The sequence below is a fragment of the Mesorhizobium sp. WSM4819 genome, from assembly GCF_055811215.1.
Map to the genome: position 1 here is coordinate 59,155 of NZ_JBVVQO010000017.1, position 17,772 is coordinate 76,926.

A 17,772-nucleotide genomic window follows, 5' to 3' on the forward strand; every position below is an offset into this window, starting at 1 on the left:
GCGAAAGGAGGACAACAGATGAATTTGAGCCGCTTCCTGGCCGTCCTGGCGTTTGTAGCTTTTCTGGCGTTTTTCGGCGTCGTAGTCCGTTTCGTCCCACATCCCGATCTGGGCGTTGCGGTCGGCATCGGCGTCCTCCTTGCGGGCTACGATCTATGGAGCCAGTTGTGGTCTCGCGCGAGGTAACAGCCGGCTTGGGGCGGTCGTGGAAAGCTGCATGGCTGCAGCGTCGATGCGGGCAAAGAGCCGAACCGTCAGCTCGGCCGAGAAACATCAACTTCAATCAAATCCTCGTGAATTATACCCGACATCCGGAACCGCCGACGCGTTCCCAGCATTGATTTTATGGAGGAATCTGCGTCCAGAACAGGGAGCAGCAGTGCTATGGCTTACCGTGATTATATCCATACACCGGTGACGCCGCGCGAGATCCGATGGGGTTTCCAGCAGGGGGCTGATGGGGGCATCGTCGCTGGCCTCGTCTTTGCGGCATTCGAAATGGCGGCGAGTGCGTTCATGATGGGGGCGGAAGCGTTCTTCATGCCCCTGCGCATGATCGGCGCCATCGCGCTTGGACCGGAAGCCCTCGATCCCGGCTACCCGCTCTTGACGGCCAGCATCGCCGGCGTGGTCGTACATTTGATCCTCGCCATCGCCTACGGGATCGTGTTCGGGGAGATTGCCGCAATGCTGCGAGGGCGAGCAGCCTTCATCGGTCTCGGCAGCATCTTTGGCCTCGCCTTGTGGCTCGTCAATTTCTATGTGATCGCGCCGATCGCATTCCCCTGGTTCCTGCAAGCAAGCCCGGTCGTGCAGTTCATTGCCCACACATTCTTCTTCGGTACCGTCCTCGGCTGGTACCTGTGGAAGTCGCACGAGAGAAGCGGGCTCGAAGGACCGGCGGTTTAGCCTTGCCAGCACCGAGCTGGCACAGTCGGATTGAAGCGGAAAGAGTGCTCACACCCCGCTTCAAGCCGTCTTCGGCGTCACCAGGCCGAGTTCGTCAACCATCGCCTCGCGCATGAGAAACTTCTGCGGCTTGCCGGTCACCGTCATCGGCAATTCGGTGCGGAAGCGGATGTGGCGCGGGATCTTGTAATGGGCGATCTGGCCGGCGCAGAAGGCCTTGATCTCCTGGTCGGTGGCGGTCTGGCCCGGCTTGAGCACGATCCAGGCACAAAGCTCCTCGCCAAATTTCGGGTCGGGGATGCCGAACACCTGCACTTCCCTGACCTTGGGGTGGCGGTAGAGAAATTCCTCGACCTCGCGCGGATAGACGTTCTCGCCGCCGCGGATGACCATATCCTTGACCCGGCCGACGATGTTGCAATAACCCTCGGCGTCGATGGTGGCGAGGTCGCCGGTGTGCATCCAGCCGTCGGGATCGATCGCCTCGCGGGTTTTTTCCTCGTCGTCCCAATAGCCCTTCATCACCGAATAGCCGCGCGTGCAGAGTTCGCCCGGCGCGCCGACCGCAACGGTCGCGCCATCGGCATCGATCGCCTTCACCTCGACATGGGGGTGGACGCGGCCGACGGTCGAGACGCGCTTTTCCAGCGGGTCGTCGACGCTGCTCTGGAACGACACCGGGCTGGTCTCGGTCATGCCATAGGCGATTGTCACCTCCGCCATGTGCATCAGCGAGACCACCTTCTTCATCACCTCGATCGGGCACGGCGAGCCGGCCATGATGCCGGTGCGCAGGCTGGTGAGATCAAAGGTGTCGAAATCCGGATGGTCGAGCAGGCCGACGAACATGGTCGGCACGCCATAGAGGCCGGTGCAGCGCTCACCCGCCACCGCTCTCAGCGTGGCGCCGGCATCAAACCCCTCGCCCGGGAAAACCATCGTCGCGCCCTTGGTGACGCAGCCGATCGTGCCCATCGACATGCCGAAGCAGTGATAGAGCGGCACCGGGATGCACAGCCGGTCGTCGACGGTGAGCCTGATCGCCGAGGTGACGAAATTGCCGTTGTTGACGATGTTGTTGTGGGTCAGCGTCGCGCCCTTGGGCGCGCCTGTCGTGCCTGAGGTGAACTGGATGTTGATGGCATCGCCGGGTTTCAGCCCCTCGGAGATCCGGTCGAGGCTGTCATGCTCGTCGCGCCCGCCCATCGCCAGCACGTCGGTGAAATTGAGCATGCCGGGCGAATGCTCCTCGCCCATGCGGATGACGATTTTTAGCGCCGGCAATTTTTTCGCATCGAGCTCGCCCGGCGTCGCCGTCGCGATCTCCGGCGCCAGCGTCTCGATCATGCCGAGATAGTCGGAGCTCTTGAATTTGACGGCCGTGACCAGCGCTCGGCAAGCGACCTTGTTCAGCGCATAGTCGAGTTCGGTCAACCGATAAGCCGGGTTGATGTTGACCAGGATCAGGCCGATGCGGGCGGTGGCGAATTGCGTCACCAGCCATTCCCAGCGGTTTGGCGACCAGATGCCGACGCGGTCGCCTTTTTCAAGGCCAAGCGCCAGGAAGCCTGCGGCCAGCGCATCCACCGTGTCTGAAAGTTCGCTCCAGGTGAAGCGCTTGTCCTGGTCGACGAAGACGGCGGCATCGAGCGTGCCGTATTTGCTGACGGTGTCCGAAAGCAGCGCCGGGATCGTTTGCTGCAGCAGCGGCACGGTGCGCTCGCCCGACACATGCGCCCTGCCGTCGACCGGCGCGACAAACGTGGCTCCATTGCCCGGGCGGCGGCCGCGCAGGCTGGTGGCATTCTTCAACTCGTCGAGATTGATCGGCATTGCCGTCTCCTCCGCAGGCGACCCGAGTCTATCAGCCTGCCGGGATGGTGGAAATCCCGTTGATGGTTTTGGAGCGCAATCCCCTCCCCCTTGAGGGCAGGGTGCCTCGCGAAGCGAGGCGGGTGGGATCGTCTCGCGTCGAGCACTGCCGCAACGACCCACCCGTCCATCCGCCTTCGGCGGCTGTCCACCCTCCCCTCAAGGGGGAGGGAAGGCACCCATCTTTGCCGCGATGTCGCGCACGACAGCCTCGTCGGTCGCCGCACGCGGCTTCCGCGACGCGACGAGGCAGGCCTGCGAGCGCAGGATGACGCCGTCCGCCAAAACCTTCAGGTGATTGGCGCGCAGCGTCGAGCCTGACGTGGTGATGTCGACGACGACATCGGCCAATCCCGCCGCTGGCGCGCCTTCGGTGGCGCCGAGGCTCTCGACGATGCGATAGACCTGGATGCCGTGCTTTTGCGAAAAGAACTGCTGCGTCAGCCGCCAGTATTTTGTGGCTATCCTGAGCCGCCTGCCGTGGCGCTGGCGGAAATCGGCGGCGACATCGTCGAGGTCGGCCATCGTATCGACGTCGAGCCAGATCTCGGGCACCGCCACCACGACATCGGCATTGCCGAAACCGAGGCGGGCGACGATCTCCGCGCGCGCCTCCCAGTCGGCGAGGCTTTCGCGCAACAGATCCTCGCCGGTGATGCCGAGGTCGACCGAGCCCTGGCCGATTTCGCCTGCGATTTCTGAGGCCGACAGGAACGCCACCTCGACCGCTTCCACGCCTTCGATGCGGGCGCGATATTTGCGCTCGTCGCCGGGCAGGCTGACGGCAAGCCCGGCCTTGGCCAGCACCTCCAGCGCCTGCTGCTTGAGCCGGCCCTTCGATGGAATCGCCAGCGTGATCATTGCGCCTTCTCCCGCAACGTTTCGATGCGGTCGAGCCAGACGGAAAAGCCGACGCCGGGGATCGGCGTTTTCGCGCCGAGCAACGTCAGCAAGCGGTCGTAACGGCCGCCGCCGGCCAGCGGCCGGTCACCGTTTTCCGCCGCGATCTCGAAGACCAGGCCCGTGTAGTAATCGAGCGGACGGCCAAAGGCGGCGTCGTAGCGGATTTTTGCCGTGGACAGGCCAAGCGCTTCGATCGCCTTGGCGCGAGCTGAAAAATCTTCCAGTGCCGCGCCCAGCGAAACGCCGGCCCCGGTCGCAAAGGTTTCGAGCGCTTTTGCCGCGCCGTCGAGCGCCACATCGACTGCCAGAAAATCCTTAAGCGCCGAAAATGCCTCGTTCGACAGCCTGACGCTGCGCAGCTCGGCCTTTTCGATCAAGCGCCGCGCAATCTCGGTCGGCGACCGTCCGGCCGACGCCGACAGACCCGCCTGCTCCATGCCGCCGGCGATGTGCGAGGAAAGCGCTTCCAGATTGCCATCGAGGACAAGGGCTGCGACCGCGCCGGCGAGCTGGCCGTTGCGCGGCGGGTTGGCGAGGTCGGCAAGCGCTGCCTCCAGCATCGCCGCCGAACCGAAGGCGCGGGCCAGCCGCATGCGCCAGCCGCGCGGCAGGCCGAGTGCGGCGAGCACCGCCTCGAAAACAGTCTGGTCGCCGAGCGTGATCGTCAGTTCCTGGCCCGGCAGCACCAGCGAAAGCAGCGCATGCGCATCGGCCAGCGATCGGGCATCGGCCTGTGCGATGTCGCCGTCGCCGAGATCCTCGATGCCGGCCTGGAAAAACTCGTTTCCGCCCTCGCGGCGCTGGCGAAACACCTCGCCGAGATAGGAATAGCGGCGCGGCGTTCCGGCCTGGCTGGCAATGTGGTCGAGGCAGACCGGGATGGTGAACTCCGGCCGCAGGCAAAGCGTCTGTCCGGTCTCGCTTTCGGTGAGGAAAATACGCCGGCGCAAATCCTCGCCGGCCATGTCCAGGAACGGGTCGGCCGGCTGCAGCACCGCCACCTCGACCGCATGCGTGTTTCGCGCAGCAAAGAGTTTTGTGATGTCTGATGCGATGGCGGGGTAGCGGGAGGTCATTGATCGGTTGGGTGCGAGGCACCCCCCTCTGGCCTGCCGGCCATCTCCCCCTCAAGGGGGGAGATTAGTCTCGTCGCAGCCTTCGCCCTATTTTCAAGGTTGAAAGGTAAGTGCCGGCGGTACGGCTGCCAATCTCCCCCCTTGAGGGGGAGATGGCCGGCAGGCCAGAGGGGGGTGTTCACGCGCCACCCTTCGCCCGGTCGGCCGCCTGCGCCGCCAGTATCTTCCTTACCTCGCCAACCAGATCGCTTTCCGCCACCGTCACCTGCGCCGGGCGCGCGGAGCGCCATTCGGCGTTGTCCACAATCTCCGCCGACATCCGGGCGCCCTCGATCAGGTCCTTGATCTGCACCTCGCCTTTCGCCCGCTCGTCGCCGCCCTGGATGATGGCGACCGGGCTGCCGCGGCGGTCGGCATATTTGAGCTGCGCCTTCATGCCGGCGCCGCCGAGATACATTTCCGAGCGGATGCCGGCGGCGCGCAGCTCGGCCACCATTTTCTGGTAGCGGCCGAGACTGTCCGTGTCCTTGTCCATGGTGAGCACGACGACCGGCGCGATCACGTCCGATGTATCGAGCTTGCCGAGGTTCTTCAGCGCCGTCATCAGCCTGGAGACGCCGATGGAAAAGCCGGTCGCCGGCACCGGCTCGCCGCGAAAGCGCGAGACGAGGCCATCATAGCGCCCGCCACCGCCGACCGAGCCGAAGCGGACGATTTTTCCCTCTTCGTTGGGAATTTCGGCCAGCAGTTCGGCTTCATAGACCGGGCCGGTGTAATATTCGAGGCCGCGGACGACGGAGGGGTCTATGCGAATGCGGTCCGGACCATAGCCGGCAGCCAGGACAAGCGCTTCAATCTCTTTGAGTTCAGCAAATCCCGCTTCGGCGGTGGGGTTGGCCTCAAGTACCCTGTTCCATTTTCCTACATCGTTTTTGAGCCCAGCCTCGACGTGTTGGTTGTGAAGAACGACGGCGACAATGAACGCTGCTTGAACTTCGTCTAGCCCAGCCCCCTTTGTAAAATCCCCCTCGCCCTCTTTACCGCCGTCCCAGCGACCTTTGCCCAGCAAAAGCTTGACGCCTTCCGGTCCAAACTTGTCCAGCTTGTCGATCGCCCGCAGCACCTGCAACCGGCGTCCAGCATTCTCGTCGCCGCCAAGGCCGATCGCTTCCAGCACGCCGTCGAGCACCTTGCGATTGTTGACCCTAATGACGTAGTCGCCGCGCTTGATGCCGAGCGCTTCCATCACGTCGGCCATCATCATCGCCATTTCGGCGTCGGCCGCGACACCTGGCGTGCCCACCGTGTCGGCGTCGAACTGCATGAACTGGCGGAATCGGCCAGGGCCGGGCTTCTCGTTGCGGAACACCCAGCCGGAACGGTAGCTGCGATAGGGTTTCGGCAGGCGCTCAAAGTTCTCAGCGACAAAACGGGCCATCGGCGCGGTCAAATCGTAGCGCAGCGACAGCCACTGGTCGTCATCGTCCTGGAAGGAGAACACGCCCTCGTTCGGCCGATCCTGATCGGGCAGGAATTTGCCCAGCGCGTCGGTGTATTCGATCAGCGGCTGGTCGACCGGCTCGAAGCCGTACAGCTCATAGACCGAGCGGATCGTCGCCATCATCTTCTCGACGGCACGGATATCCTCGGCGCCGCGATCGACAAGCCCGCGCGGCAGCCGCGCTTTCATCTTTTCCGATTGGTCGGCCATGGCATGGGTCTTTTCGCTAGGTAAAGCTGACTTGTTTCGAGTGGGCGTGTCCTAACCGATGGGGCTTGGCGCGGCAAGGGTTTGCTCCCTGCCTTCTCCCCGTGCGGGAGAAGGCAAGAAGCTGAAACAATTCCGCCATAAGCGCGGCATCGTGCCGACACAATCGCAGCCGATAAAGCTCGCCGAAACAAGGGGTTCGGGCCATGACCTTGGCGCAGAAATTCGACATCAACGACAGCCGCACCCGCGAGCTGCCCGCCCAGCTGAGGCCGGCCGATCATCATGCACCGGGACCTGCAACCCAAATGGCGGGACCGTTCGAGGTTGCCGCAGACAAGCGTACGGGGCCGACCATGCGCGATGCGCTGCTGACCAGCCTGCTCGTGATCTATCCGGCGTTTGCCACGATAGCGGCTATCGTTGCCGGGCTCTTTCTGGCGGGCGCCGGCGCTTGAGTTGTTGAGTGCCCCTTGCCTTCTCCCCTTCTTGTGGGAGAAGGCAAGAACGACGCTACTTGGGCCTTTTGAACGCCTTGCGCTCCACCTCGACCTGCTCGCGGCAGACACAGCCTTCGAGATGGTCGTTGACCAGCCCCATCGCCTGCATGAAGGCGTAGACGGTGGTCGGGCCGACAAAGCTCCAGCCGCGTTTCTTCAGCTCCTTCGAAATCCGCACCGAGACTACCGTGGTCGGATTGGCGCGCAGATGGGCGAGATCGACGATTTCGGGCCGTTCGTCCGGGCCGGGTTCGAACTTCCAGAACCAGGCCGCCAGCGAGCCGGCCTCGTCGGCCAATTCACGCGCGCGCCTGGCGTTGTTGATGGTCGAGACAATCTTGCCGCGGTGGCGAATGATACCGGCATTGCCGAGCAGGCGCTCGACATTCTGTTCGGTGAAGGCGGCGATCCTGTCGATATCGAAGCCGGCGAACGCCTCGCGAAAATTCTCGCGCTTGCGCAATATGGTCAGCCAGGACAGGCCCGACTGAAAGCCTTCGAGGCAGATCTTTTCGAACAGCCTGCGGTCGTCGTCGACCGGCCGGCCCCATTCGTGATCGTGGTAGTGCAGATAGTCCGGCAGATTGCCGTGCCAGAAGCAGCGCGCGATACCATCGGGTCCGGCGAGCAGGCCTGTCTTCTCATCCATGGCACAATTCCATTGGTTAATGCGCCTCAGCGCTGCCTTTACCGCGGCTTTACCAGATTCCTGAACCGGCCGGTAACCACACCGAAAGCTTTACTGACAATGCAGCATTTTACGCATTCCGATTCATGTTTCGGTTGCTGCTCCGCGCCCAATGTTCGCGACATCGGGGACGCTTGTGCGCCCCGGCATGTTCGACGATCAGGGTGCGTTCCAATGAAGACATTTTTGTTCCCGCTGCTCGGCGCCGCTGCCGTACTGGCCGCCGCTACGCCCTCCAGCGCCAATGACCGCTATGCCGACAGGCCGCCGGTGATGGTGAGCCCCGACCTTTCGGCGCCCTGGGTGCTGCAGCTTGGCCGCGCGCCGGGCATCGTCCGCCAGAACCGGCAAGAGATGCAAAAGCCGCAGCGCCGTTCTCAGCGGCAGGCGCAACCGGCTCAGCTGCACACGGCCGCGATGCAAGCGCCGGCCAAGAAGCGCATTATCGCGCGACCGCAGATCAACCCGATCTACCTGCCGCAGGAAGTCGCCTATGATGGCCCGGAGAAGCCGGGCACGATCGTTATCGATACACGGGAGAATTTCCTCTATCTGGTCGAGAACAACGGCAAGGCGCGGCGCTATGGCGTCGGCACCGGCAAGCCGGGCTTCGAATGGGCCGGCAAGCACAAGATCTCGCAGAAGAAGGTCTGGCCCGAATGGCGACCGCCGGCGCAGATGATTTCGCGTGAAGCCGCCCATGGCCGTTATCTGCCGACGTATGTCGCCGGCGGCGTCGAGAACCCGCTCGGCGCGCGCGCGCTTTATCTCGGCTCGACGCTCTACCGCATCCACGGCACCAACCAGCCATGGACGATCGGCGGCGCCGTGTCGTCGGGCTGCATCCGTATGCGCAACGAGGACGTCGTCGATCTCTATGAGCGGGTCGATGTTGGCACGATGGTTGTGGTGATGTAATCTGCGGTTGATTTTGTTGCCGAGTCTGTCCAGAAGTCTCGGGATCATCAGAATACGGGGGACGGGCCGTGTGGGGATACGGTCGGTCACGAAAGGGCAGCGCGGCAAACCGCGCTGCCCTTTCTGTTTCCGGGACGCGATAGGATAGTTTGGCAGGATCGGGTGGTACGTCGCGCCCGCGGCATGGCGGTTCGCATTCTCGCTGCCATTCTCCTCGGTATTTTGCTATGTCGGCTGCAACGCTTCCAGACAAAGGCTTAAGCTCAATGTCCCTGTCCGACGACAGCCGCTATCTCCGGGGCGGTCCGGTCGCCCAACGCATCATCGCCTCGGTGCGCGAGGATGCAGCGATCGCAACCGCCGAAGGCTTTCCGGCCAAACTGATATCGATCACCGTCGGCGACACGGCTGCAGTCGATGTCTATGTGCGCAACCAGCGCGCCAAGGCGGCACTGGCCGGTATCGGTTTCGAGGAAAGACGATTTCCCGCCGACATCACCGCCGGCGAACTCGAAGCAGCGATCCACGGCCTGAACGCCGATCCGCGCGTCACCGGCATCATCATCCAGCGGCCGGTGCCGGTGCATATCCCGATCAAGACGCTGCAAGCGGCGGTGCATCCGCTCAAGGACGTCGAGGGCATGCATCCAGCCTCGATCGGCAACATCGTCTACAACCAGCTAGACCTCGCACCGTGCACGGCCGCCGCTTCGGTCGAACTGCTCAAGGAGACCGGTCTCGATCTCAAGGGGCTCGAGGTCGTCATTGTTGGCCACTCCGAGATCGTCGGCAAGCCGATCGCCTTCCTGCTGATGAGCGAAGGCGCGACGGTGACGGTGTGCCATCACATGACGCGCTCGGTGGCGGCGCATGCGCGGCGTGCCGATGCGCTGTTCGTCGCCGTCGGCAAGCCGCGGTTGATCAAGGCCGATATGGTCAAGCCCGGCGCGGCTGTCATCGACATCGGCATCAATGCCGAGATCGGACCGGACGGGGAGAGCCGCATCGTCGGTGACGTCGACGCCGAGAGCGTCAAGCATGTGGCGTCCTGGATCACGCCGGTGCCGGGCGGCGTCGGCCCGATCACCGTGGCGATTCTTTTGCGCAACACGATGGTGGCGCTCAGCCGGCAGCGCGCGCGCTACCATGCGACCTATGGCGTGGTGGACAAGCTCGCAGCGGAATAAGCCGGCAGCGCCGGTGGATCACTCCGCTGCAACGGCTGCCCTGCTGTCCGGAACGCCCTCCGGCTGCGGCCCGCCATAGGCCCAGTCGAGCAGCTTTATCGTGTGCACCACTGGCAGTTTCGCGGCGGACGCAATCTGGGTGATGCAGCCGATGTTGCCGGTGGCGACGATTTCAGCACCGGTCGCCTCGATATTTCTCACCTTGCGGTCACGAAGTTGAGCCGAAATCTCCGATTGCAAAATGTTGTAAGTGCCGGCCGAGCCACAGCACAAATGCCCCTCGCGCGGCTCGCGCACGACGAAGCCGGCTTTGGCCAGAAGCTCCTTCGGCTGGCGAGTGATTTTCTGGCCGTGCTGCATCGAGCAGGCGGAGTGATAGGCGACGATGGTGCCGGGCTTGCGCGCCGGCTCGGGCAGATCGATGCTTGCCAGATATTCGGTGATGTCCCTGGCCAGCGCCGACACCCGCGCCGCCTTGTCGGCATAGGCGGGATCGAGGCGCAGCATGAAACCATAATCCTTGATGGTGGTGCCGCAGCCCGACGCAGTGATGACGATGGCATCCAGCCCGCCTTGCTCGATGGCGCGCGTCCAGGCGTCGACATTGCGCCTAGCCGAGGCAAGGGCTGCCGCCTCGCGGCCCATGTGATGCACCAGCGCGCCGCAGCAGCCCTCGCCCTCGGGAACCACGACCTCGACGCCGAGCCGCGTCAGCAGCGCGATCGTCGTGTCGTTGATGGCGGGATCGAGCACGGATTGCGCGCAGCCGGTAAGGATGGCGACGCGGCCATTTTTGCTCGTCCCCTGCCCGGCATGAATGCCCGGCGAAGCCATTGGCGAGGCCGCAGGAACCGACGCCGGGGCGAGCTTGAGCATCGCCCCCAGCGGCTTCAGCGCCGGGAGCTTTTCCAGCAATCCGGCGAATGGCTGGCCGAGCTTTGCCAGCTTGAGCGCAGCGCGAAACCGCGAGGGATAAGGCAGGACCAAGGCCAGCATGGCGCGCGTCAGCCGATCGGGCAGCGGCCGCTTGTAGGTTTCCTCGATATGGACGCGGGCGTGGTCGACCAGATGCATGTAGTTGACGCCCGACGGGCAGGTTGTCATGCAGGCGAGGCAGGACAGGCAGCGGTCGATATGGGTGACGATCTGCTTGTCGGCCGGTCGGCCGTTCTCCAGCATGTCCTTGATCAGGTAGATCCGCCCGCGCGGCGAATCCAGTTCGTTGCCAAGCGTCACATAGGTCGGGCAGGTGGCCGTGCAGAAGCCGCAATGCACGCATTTGCGCAGGATCTTTTCCGATTCTGCGACATGCGGATCGGCAAGCTGGGCAGCTGAGAAATTGGTCTGCATCTCGTACCTCCTAAGCCATGCGGCCGGGGTTGAGGATCGCCTTCGGATCGAATTCGGCTTTGAGCCGCGCCGACAATGCTGCCAGGTGCGGCGCCTGCGGCTCGAACACCGGCACAGCGGCGCGATGCGAAGGGGCGGCGCGCACCAGCGTCGCATGGCCGCCGCCATACTGTCTCACCAGTGCGCGCAGAAGATCGGCTTCGGGATCGCCATGCTCCATGCGCAGCCAGATCAGTCCGCCCTGCCAGTCATAAAAGGCATCGACGGCCGCCTGCATGCGCAGCGCCAGCACCATCTGGTGGCCTTGCGCCGGTGCCATCGACACGCGCCACACCGGCTTTTCCAGGCCGTCGGCAAACGGCGCACAATCGCGGATGTCGCGCCAGACCGAATGCGAAGTCTCGCCCGAGATTTCCTCGAGCGGGCCGGCATTTTCGAGCAGACCTTTCAGCGCTGCGATGCGGTAGGCGACCGACGGGCCGAACCCCTCGACGCGCAGCAATGTCGCGGCGGTGCTACCGAGACCGCCGCCGGCGACCCGTGCGGCAACGCGTTGGGGAAGATGGGCAGCACTCGACACTTCGACGCTGGAGCCGAGCGCCAGCGCCATAGCGGCCGCGGCATGATCGTCGAGCAGTCCGCGCACAGCCAGCGTGACTTCGGTCTCGGCAGCGGGCAGCACCTTGAAGGTGACGTCGGTAAGAACGGCAAGCGTGCCCCAGCTGTTGGCCATGAGCTTGGACAGGTCATAGCCGGTGACGTTCTTGACCACGCGGCCGCCCGATTTGAACGCCTCGCCACGCCCGGAAACCGCTGCTATGCCAAGAATATGGTCGCGCGCCGCCCCGGCCTTCAGCCGGCGCGGACCGCAAAGGTTCGCGGCCAGTACGCCGCCGATCGTGCCTTTTCCCTTTTCGCCGCCGAGCAGCGGGCCATAATCCAGTGGTTCGAAAGCGAGTTGCTGGCCGTTTTCGGCAAGTAATTTTTCGATCTCGGCGAGCGGCGTGCCGGACTTTGCTGACAGCACCAGTTCAGCCGGCTCGTAGAGCGTCACGCCTGACAGTTTCGACAGGTCGAGCGTGTGCTCGGTCTGCAGCGGACGGCCGATGCCGCGCTTGGAGCCGTGACCAAGAATTTCGAGCGGCGTTTCTTCCGCCGCCGCCCAGGCGACGGTGGCGAGAGTTTCGGCGGTGGTGGCGGCGGTGAAGGTGGTCATCGCTGCAAAACCACCTCGAAGGAAGATAGGTCGAGTTCTGTCGCGCCCCCCTCTGTCCTGCCGGACATCTCCCCCACAAGGGGGGAGATTGGCAGCTTCGCGGACGGCACTCTTCCTGCAACGTTGGCGATTGGCGAAACCGAAAATGACGGCCAATCTCCCCCCTCGTGGGGGAGATGTCCGGCAGGACAGAGGGGGGCGCGAAGGATCGCGGCGTTAGTGAAGCAAGCCCCCATCACCTCAAAACCTCGGAATGTCCGGAAACGCCATCTGGCCGCGATGCACGTGCATGCGTCCGAGCTCGGCGCAGCGGCGAAGCTGCGGAAACACCTTGCCCGGGTTGAGCAGATGGTTGGGGTCGAATGCGCATTTGACCCGCATCTGCTGGTCGAGGTCGATCTGGTTGAACATTTCCGGCATCAGGTCGCGCTTCTCGACGCCGACGCCGTGCTCGCCGGTCAGCACGCCACCGACCTTGACGCAGAGCCGCAGGATGTCGGCGCCGAAACTTTCCGCCTTGTCGAGCTCGCCCGGCACGTTGGCGTCATAGAGGATCAGCGGATGCAGATTGCCGTCGCCGGCATGGAATACATTGGCGACCCCGAGCCCGTATTTTTTGGAGAGTTCCCGCATGCCGTGCAGGACGCGCGGCAGTTCCTTGCGCGGGATGGTGCCGTCCATGCAGTAATAGTCCGGCGAGATGCGGCCGACCGCCGGAAAGGCCGCCTTGCGGCCGGCCCAGAAACTCAGCCGCTCCTGCTCCGATTGCGAGATGCGGCATGTGGTCGAGCCGTTCCTATAAGCGATTGCCTCAACCAGGCCGATCAGATGATCGACCTCGACGCCCGGCCCGTCCAGTTCGACGATCAGCAGCGCCTCGACATCCAGGGGATAACCGGCACGGACGAAATCCTCGGCAGCATGGATCGCCGGGCGGTCCATCATCTCCATGCCGCCCGGGATGATACCGGCGCCGATGATGTCGGCGACGCATTGGCCGCCCTGCTCGCTGGTCGGGAAGCCGATCAGTAGCGCGCGAGCCGTCTCCGGCTTCTTCAGGATGCGCACGGTGACCTCGGTGACGACGCCGAGCAGCCCTTCGGAACCGGTCATCACCCCGAGCAGGTCGTAGCCTTCCGCGTCGAGATGCTTGCCACCGAGCCGCACCACCTCGCCGTTCATCAGCACCATCTCGATGCCGAGCACATTGTTGGCGGTAAGGCCGTATTTGAGGCAATGCACGCCACCGGAATTCTCCGCGACATTGCCGCCGATCGAGCAGGCGATCTGGGAGGATGGATCGGGGGCGTAATAAAAGCCCTCCTGCTCGACGGCGGTGGTGATGCCGAGATTGGTGACGCCCGGCTGGGCGACGACGATGCGGTTGGGAAAATCGATCTCGAGAATGCGGTTGAACCTGCTCATCACCAACAGCACGGCGTCTTCCAGCGGCAGCGCGCCGCCTGACAGCGAGGTGCCGGAACCGCGCGGCACGACGCGGATGTTGCGGTCGTTGCAATATTTCAGCACGCGCGAGACCTGCGCCACCGTTTCGGGCAGCACCACGACCAGCGGCAATTGCCGATAGGCGGTGAGGCCGTCGCTCTCGAAGGCGCGCATCGAATTGGCCGCGTCGACGATGCCCTCGCCGGGCACGATGATGCGCATATCGGCGACGATCTCGTCGCGCCGGCGCATCGTGGCGTCGTCTGGCTTCGGCATAAGCAGGCCGGACATCGACAGTTCCTTCGATCGACTGGTAAAAATCTTTTACCAGCGGCAGGCGCTTGTTGCAAATCCTGCTTTGGCCGAAATCGGGACGATCTTGCGCGGGTCGGCGAGAAGGAAGCGCTGACTTTCTCCCCCTCTGTCGCCTTCGGCGACATCTCCCCCTCAAGGTGGGAGATTGCCTGCCTGCTCGCCTGCCGGCTTGGCGGGTTCGGAGTGCAGGCGGCGCACTCGGCGCACGCCCCACCAGACCAACAGGATGGCGAGCGGCACCGAGGCGGCGGTGACGACCTCGGGCGCGACGGCATGGCCGAAGATCGAGGCGCCCTTGGCGAGGTAGCCGATGAGCCCGACGACGTAGTAGGAGACGGCGGCGACCGAGAGACCCTCCACCGTCTGCTGCAGCCGCAATTGCAGGCGGGCGCGGTTGTTCATCGACGCCAGCAGGTCGCGGTTCTGCTTCTCGACCTCGACGTCGACCCAGGTGCGCAGCAGCGTGGTGGCACGGGTGAGCTTGGTCGACAGATTGGCCTGACGCTCCTCGACCGAACGGCAGGTGCGCATGGCGGGGGCGACGCGGCGCTGCAGGAAGCCGCCCCAGGTGTCGTAGCCGGGCACCGCCTCTTCCTCCAGCGCCTCCAGCCGTTCGCGGACGATGCCGTCATAGGCGCGGCTGGCGCCGAAGCGATAGAGGCTGGAGGCTGCATCGGCCTCGAGTTCGGCGGCAAGCTCGGTCAGGTCGGCAAGCAGCGTCTGGTTGTCGCGGGTTTCGGCGACCTTCATTTCCAGCGTGGTCTGCGCCAGCCGGTCTTCGATGCGGCGGGCGCGACCGGACAGCATCAGCGCCAGCGGCAGGCCAAGCATGGCCAGCGTGCGGTAGGTCTCGATATCGATCAGCCGCTGCGCCAGCGCACCGGTGCGTGCCGGCGTCAGGCCGCGGTCGAGCACCAGCATGCGGGTCATGCCGTCACCGTCCTGGCGGAAATCGGTGACGATGGCGGCGTTGCCGCGCTCGACCAGCGAATAGCACAGGCTGGTCGGGTCGAAGCCAGCGATCAGCCTTTCGCTCGCCTGCGTCCATTTGCGGATTTCGAGCCTGATGCCGGAAATCACCGTTCCCGGCGGCGAAAAGCCGTTGCCGAAAGGCGAACCTTCCTGACGCTGGCCGCTCTCGGAGAGCGGTCCTTCCCATAGATAGGTGGAGAATTCCGTATGCCGTTCCCAGCGCAGCGAGCCCTTGCCCCACTTCATCGCGTGGTGGCGGGCATGAGGGTCAGGCGCGGCGATGCCGAGGCGCCGCGACAGTTCGGAAAGCACTGCCTGGTCGACGCCGGAGCCGGCTTCGGTCATGAACGAAAGCTGCACCAGCACGCGCGGCTTCTCGACCAGCGGATGCGGACGGGCGTGAACCTCGCCGAGCGCGCCAGGCCGTCCCTCATGCGCGGGAAAGCCCATGACGCTGCCCTCGACGCGCGGCTGGAATTTTGGATTGGACGGGTCATCTGCCACGGCTGGTCCCCCGGGCCTGGTGCACTCGCGTCCCTCTAGAGCCAATTGCCGGGGCAAGCAAACGACAAATTAGCCGAAAGCGATATGCCGGGACGACGTCGGCCCCGGCCAAGCGGGCAAACTGGATAAATAATTTGACCAGTTGCCGACACAGGCTTTATCCTGCGCGACACCGGTTCATTCCCCCAGGCCATTCCCGTTGAGCGACATTTTCTCCAGGATCGAGCATTCCCGCACCGCCGACGAGGTGGTGCAGCAGATCGAGAGTCTGATCCTCGAAGGCGTTCTGCGCACCGGCGACAGGCTGCCGGGCGAGCGCGAGCTGGCGCGCCGGTTCGAGGTGTCGCGGCCGATCCTGCGCGATGCGCTGAAGGCGCTGGAGGGGCGCGGGCTTTTGACGACCCGGCCCGGCGGCGGCACCCATGTCGCCGATGTCATCGGCCAGCTGTTCACAAAGCCGGTGACGGACCTGATCTCCATGCATCGCAAGGCGGTGACCGACTATCTGGAATACCGCCGCGAGATCGAGGCGGTGGCGGCCGAGTACGCGGCGCGGCGCGCCACATCAGACGACCTGGCGCTGCTCGACCGCATCATGGCGCGCATGGACGAGGCGCACCGGACCGGCAATTTCGACGACGAGGCGGAAATCGACGTCGAGTTCCACCACGCGATCTGCGAATGCGCGCACAACATCATCCTGTTGCACACGCTGCGCTCGTGCTACCGGCTGCTGTCGGAGGGCGTGTTCCAGAACCGGCTCCTGGTGTTCAACGTGCCGGGCGCGCGCGAGGCGCTGCTTTCGCAGCACCGGGCGATCTACGCGGCGGTCAAGGCCGGCGATCCGGCGGCCGCGCGGCAGGCGGCGATGGACCACATCACCCATGTCGAACGCACCATGGCCGAGGCCGAGCGCAGCGGCGACTGGCAACGCGTGTCGCGGCTGAGGCTGATGCAGCGCTCCGAAGCCGGCGACAGCGAGCCGGCACGGAAACGCTCGTGAGCGCCGGCCAAGAATTGCGACGAATTAGCGAACCATCAGCGGGAAGCCCATGAGCATGATCCTCACCATCGCCGATCTCAAGGACCTGGCGCGCCGCCGCGTGCCGAAGATGTTCTTCGACTATGCCGATTCCGGTGGATGGACCGAAAGCACCTACCGGGCCAATGAGGAGGATTTCCAAAAGATCAAGTTCCGCCAGCGCGTGCTGGTCGACATGAGCAACCGCTCGCTGGAATCGACCATGATCGGCGAGAATGTGGCGATGCCGGTGGCGCTGGCGCCGACTGGCATGACCGGCATGCAGCATCCCGACGGCGAGATGCTGGCGGCGCAGGCGGCGGAGGAATTCGGCGTGCCGTTCACGCTGTCGACGATGAGCATCTGCTCGATCGAGGATGTCGCATCGGTGACCAGGAAGCCGTTCTGGTTCCAGCTCTATGTGCTGCGCGACAAGGATTTCGTCCTCAGTCTCATCGACAGGGCGAAGGCGGCGAAGTGCTCGGCCCTGGTGCTGACGCTCGACCTGCAGATCCTGGGCCAGCGCCACAAGGACATCCGCAATGGGCTGTCGGCGCCGCCGCGCTTCACGCCGAAGCATGTCTGGCAGGTGGCGACCAGGCCGGGCTGGTGCCTTGGCATGGCCGGTACCAAGCGCCGGACTTTTCGCAACATCGTCGGCCACGCCAAGGGCGTCGGCGACCTCAACTCGCTGTCGTCGTGGACGACGGAGCAATTCGATCCGCATCTGTCGTGGAAGGACGTCGCCTGGATCAAGGAGCGCTGGGGCGGCAAGCTGATCCTGAAGGGCATCCTCGACAAGGAGGACGCGCTGATGGCGGCCAAGACCGGCGCCGACGCGATCATCGTCTCCAATCATGGCGGACGCCAGCTCGACGGCGCGCCGTCGTCGATCTCGGTGCTGGAAGAAATCGCCGACGCGGTCGGCGACACGATCGAGGTGCATATGGATGGCGGCATCCGCTCTGGCCAGGACGTGCTGAAGGCGCTGTGTCTCGGCGCCAAGGGCACCTATATCGGCCGGCCTTTCCTCTACGGCCTCGGCGCGCTCGGCAAGGATGGAGTCACCAAAGCCTTGGAAATCATCCGCAAGGAGATGGACATAACGCTGGCACTGTGCGGAAAGCGTCTGGTGACCGACATGGGCAAGGATCAGCTTCGGCGTTAGACTCCCGTGGCGCCATGAT

The 17,772-nt window shown here is 64.4% G+C and carries 16 protein-coding genes; 7 read left to right on the top strand and 9 right to left on the bottom strand.

Annotated elements, in window-relative coordinates; genetic code table 11:
- The first annotated feature begins 18 nt into the window (after positions 1-18).
- Both AC0L18_RS17190 and AC0L18_RS17195 read left to right on the top strand, forming a co-directional pair.
- A complete protein-coding gene (locus AC0L18_RS17190; protein WP_473493432.1) occupies positions 19-186 on the top strand; it encodes a hypothetical protein in 168 nt (55 codons plus the stop codon).
- Positions 187-384: 198 nt separating this feature from the next.
- On the top strand, positions 385-909 hold the full coding sequence (locus tag AC0L18_RS17195; RefSeq protein ID WP_473493433.1) for a hypothetical protein: 525 nt from the start codon (positions 385-387) through the stop codon (positions 907-909).
- Between the two features lie 60 nt (positions 910-969).
- Here AC0L18_RS17195 and AC0L18_RS17200 read toward each other — a convergent pair whose 3' ends face one another.
- The 4 genes from AC0L18_RS17200 to hisS all read right to left on the bottom strand — a co-directional run bounded on the left by AC0L18_RS17200 (position 970) and on the right by hisS (position 6,471).
- Positions 970-2,742, bottom strand: coding sequence for an AMP-binding protein (locus tag AC0L18_RS17200; protein WP_473493434.1), 1,773 nt, complete (start codon positions 2,740-2,742; stop codon positions 970-972).
- A 198-nt stretch (positions 2,743-2,940) separates the two neighbouring features.
- Entirely contained in the window at positions 2,941-3,642 is a 702-nt protein-coding gene (gene hisG, locus AC0L18_RS17205; protein ID WP_473493435.1) for an ATP phosphoribosyltransferase, read from the bottom strand.
- Positions 3,639-4,760, bottom strand: coding sequence for an ATP phosphoribosyltransferase regulatory subunit (locus AC0L18_RS17210; RefSeq protein ID WP_473493436.1), 1,122 nt, complete (start codon positions 4,758-4,760; stop codon positions 3,639-3,641). The genes hisG and AC0L18_RS17210 overlap by 4 nt, the downstream gene beginning before the upstream one ends.
- A 178-nt stretch (positions 4,761-4,938) precedes the next feature.
- The gene (gene hisS / locus AC0L18_RS17215; protein ID WP_473493438.1) at positions 4,939-6,471 is read right to left on the bottom strand and encodes a histidine--tRNA ligase; all 1,533 of its coding nucleotides are present in this window, start codon (positions 6,469-6,471) and stop codon (positions 4,939-4,941) included.
- A gap of 203 nt (positions 6,472-6,674) precedes the next feature.
- Here hisS and AC0L18_RS17220 point away from each other — a divergent pair, with 203 nt between their 5' ends.
- Positions 6,675-6,926, top strand: coding sequence for a hypothetical protein (locus AC0L18_RS17220; RefSeq protein ID WP_473493440.1), 252 nt, complete (start codon positions 6,675-6,677; stop codon positions 6,924-6,926).
- 55 nt (positions 6,927-6,981) lie between these two features.
- Here the strand turns inward: AC0L18_RS17220 and AC0L18_RS17225 are convergent, their stop codons facing one another.
- Positions 6,982-7,617 (bottom strand): DNA-3-methyladenine glycosylase I, encoded by a 636-nt coding sequence (locus AC0L18_RS17225; RefSeq protein ID WP_473493441.1) that lies wholly within the window; start codon positions 7,615-7,617, stop codon positions 6,982-6,984.
- Positions 7,618-7,830: 213 nt separating this feature from the next.
- Here AC0L18_RS17225 and AC0L18_RS17230 point away from each other — a divergent pair, with 213 nt between their 5' ends.
- On the top strand, positions 7,831-8,574 hold the full coding sequence (locus tag AC0L18_RS17230) for a L,D-transpeptidase (RefSeq protein ID WP_473493442.1): 744 nt from the start codon (positions 7,831-7,833) through the stop codon (positions 8,572-8,574).
- A gap of 266 nt (positions 8,575-8,840) precedes the next feature.
- Positions 8,841-9,761: a bifunctional 5,10-methylenetetrahydrofolate dehydrogenase/5,10-methenyltetrahydrofolate cyclohydrolase gene (locus AC0L18_RS17235; protein WP_287071305.1), complete on the top strand. Its 921-nt coding sequence runs from the start codon at positions 8,841-8,843 to the stop codon at positions 9,759-9,761.
- 18 nt (positions 9,762-9,779) lie between these two features.
- Here the strand turns inward: AC0L18_RS17235 and glcF are convergent, their stop codons facing one another.
- The 4 genes from glcF to AC0L18_RS17255 form a co-directional block, all read right to left on the bottom strand.
- Positions 9,780-11,111, bottom strand: coding sequence for a glycolate oxidase subunit GlcF (gene glcF, locus AC0L18_RS17240; protein ID WP_473493443.1), 1,332 nt, complete (start codon positions 11,109-11,111; stop codon positions 9,780-9,782).
- Between the two features lie 10 nt (positions 11,112-11,121).
- Entirely contained in the window at positions 11,122-12,327 is a 1,206-nt protein-coding gene (locus AC0L18_RS17245) for an FAD-binding protein (protein ID WP_473493445.1), read from the bottom strand.
- A gap of 240 nt (positions 12,328-12,567) precedes the next feature.
- Positions 12,568-14,064 carry an FAD-linked oxidase C-terminal domain-containing protein gene (locus tag AC0L18_RS17250; RefSeq protein ID WP_473493446.1) on the bottom strand — a complete coding sequence of 499 codons (1,497 nt, stop codon included), beginning with the start codon at positions 14,062-14,064 and terminating at the stop codon, positions 12,568-12,570.
- A 156-nt stretch (positions 14,065-14,220) separates the two neighbouring features.
- Positions 14,221-15,564 carry a DUF3422 family protein gene (locus tag AC0L18_RS17255; RefSeq protein WP_473493447.1) on the bottom strand — a complete coding sequence of 448 codons (1,344 nt, stop codon included), beginning with the start codon at positions 15,562-15,564 and terminating at the stop codon, positions 14,221-14,223.
- Between the two features lie 199 nt (positions 15,565-15,763).
- Here AC0L18_RS17255 and AC0L18_RS17260 point away from each other — a divergent pair, with 199 nt between their 5' ends.
- Complete coding sequence (locus tag AC0L18_RS17260; protein WP_473493449.1) at positions 15,764-16,567, top strand: FadR/GntR family transcriptional regulator; 804 nt, start codon at positions 15,764-15,766, stop codon at positions 16,565-16,567.
- A gap of 49 nt (positions 16,568-16,616) precedes the next feature.
- Complete coding sequence (locus tag AC0L18_RS17265; protein ID WP_128175226.1) at positions 16,617-17,753, top strand: alpha-hydroxy acid oxidase; 1,137 nt, start codon at positions 16,617-16,619, stop codon at positions 17,751-17,753.
- The last annotated feature ends 19 nt before the right edge of the window (positions 17,754-17,772 follow it).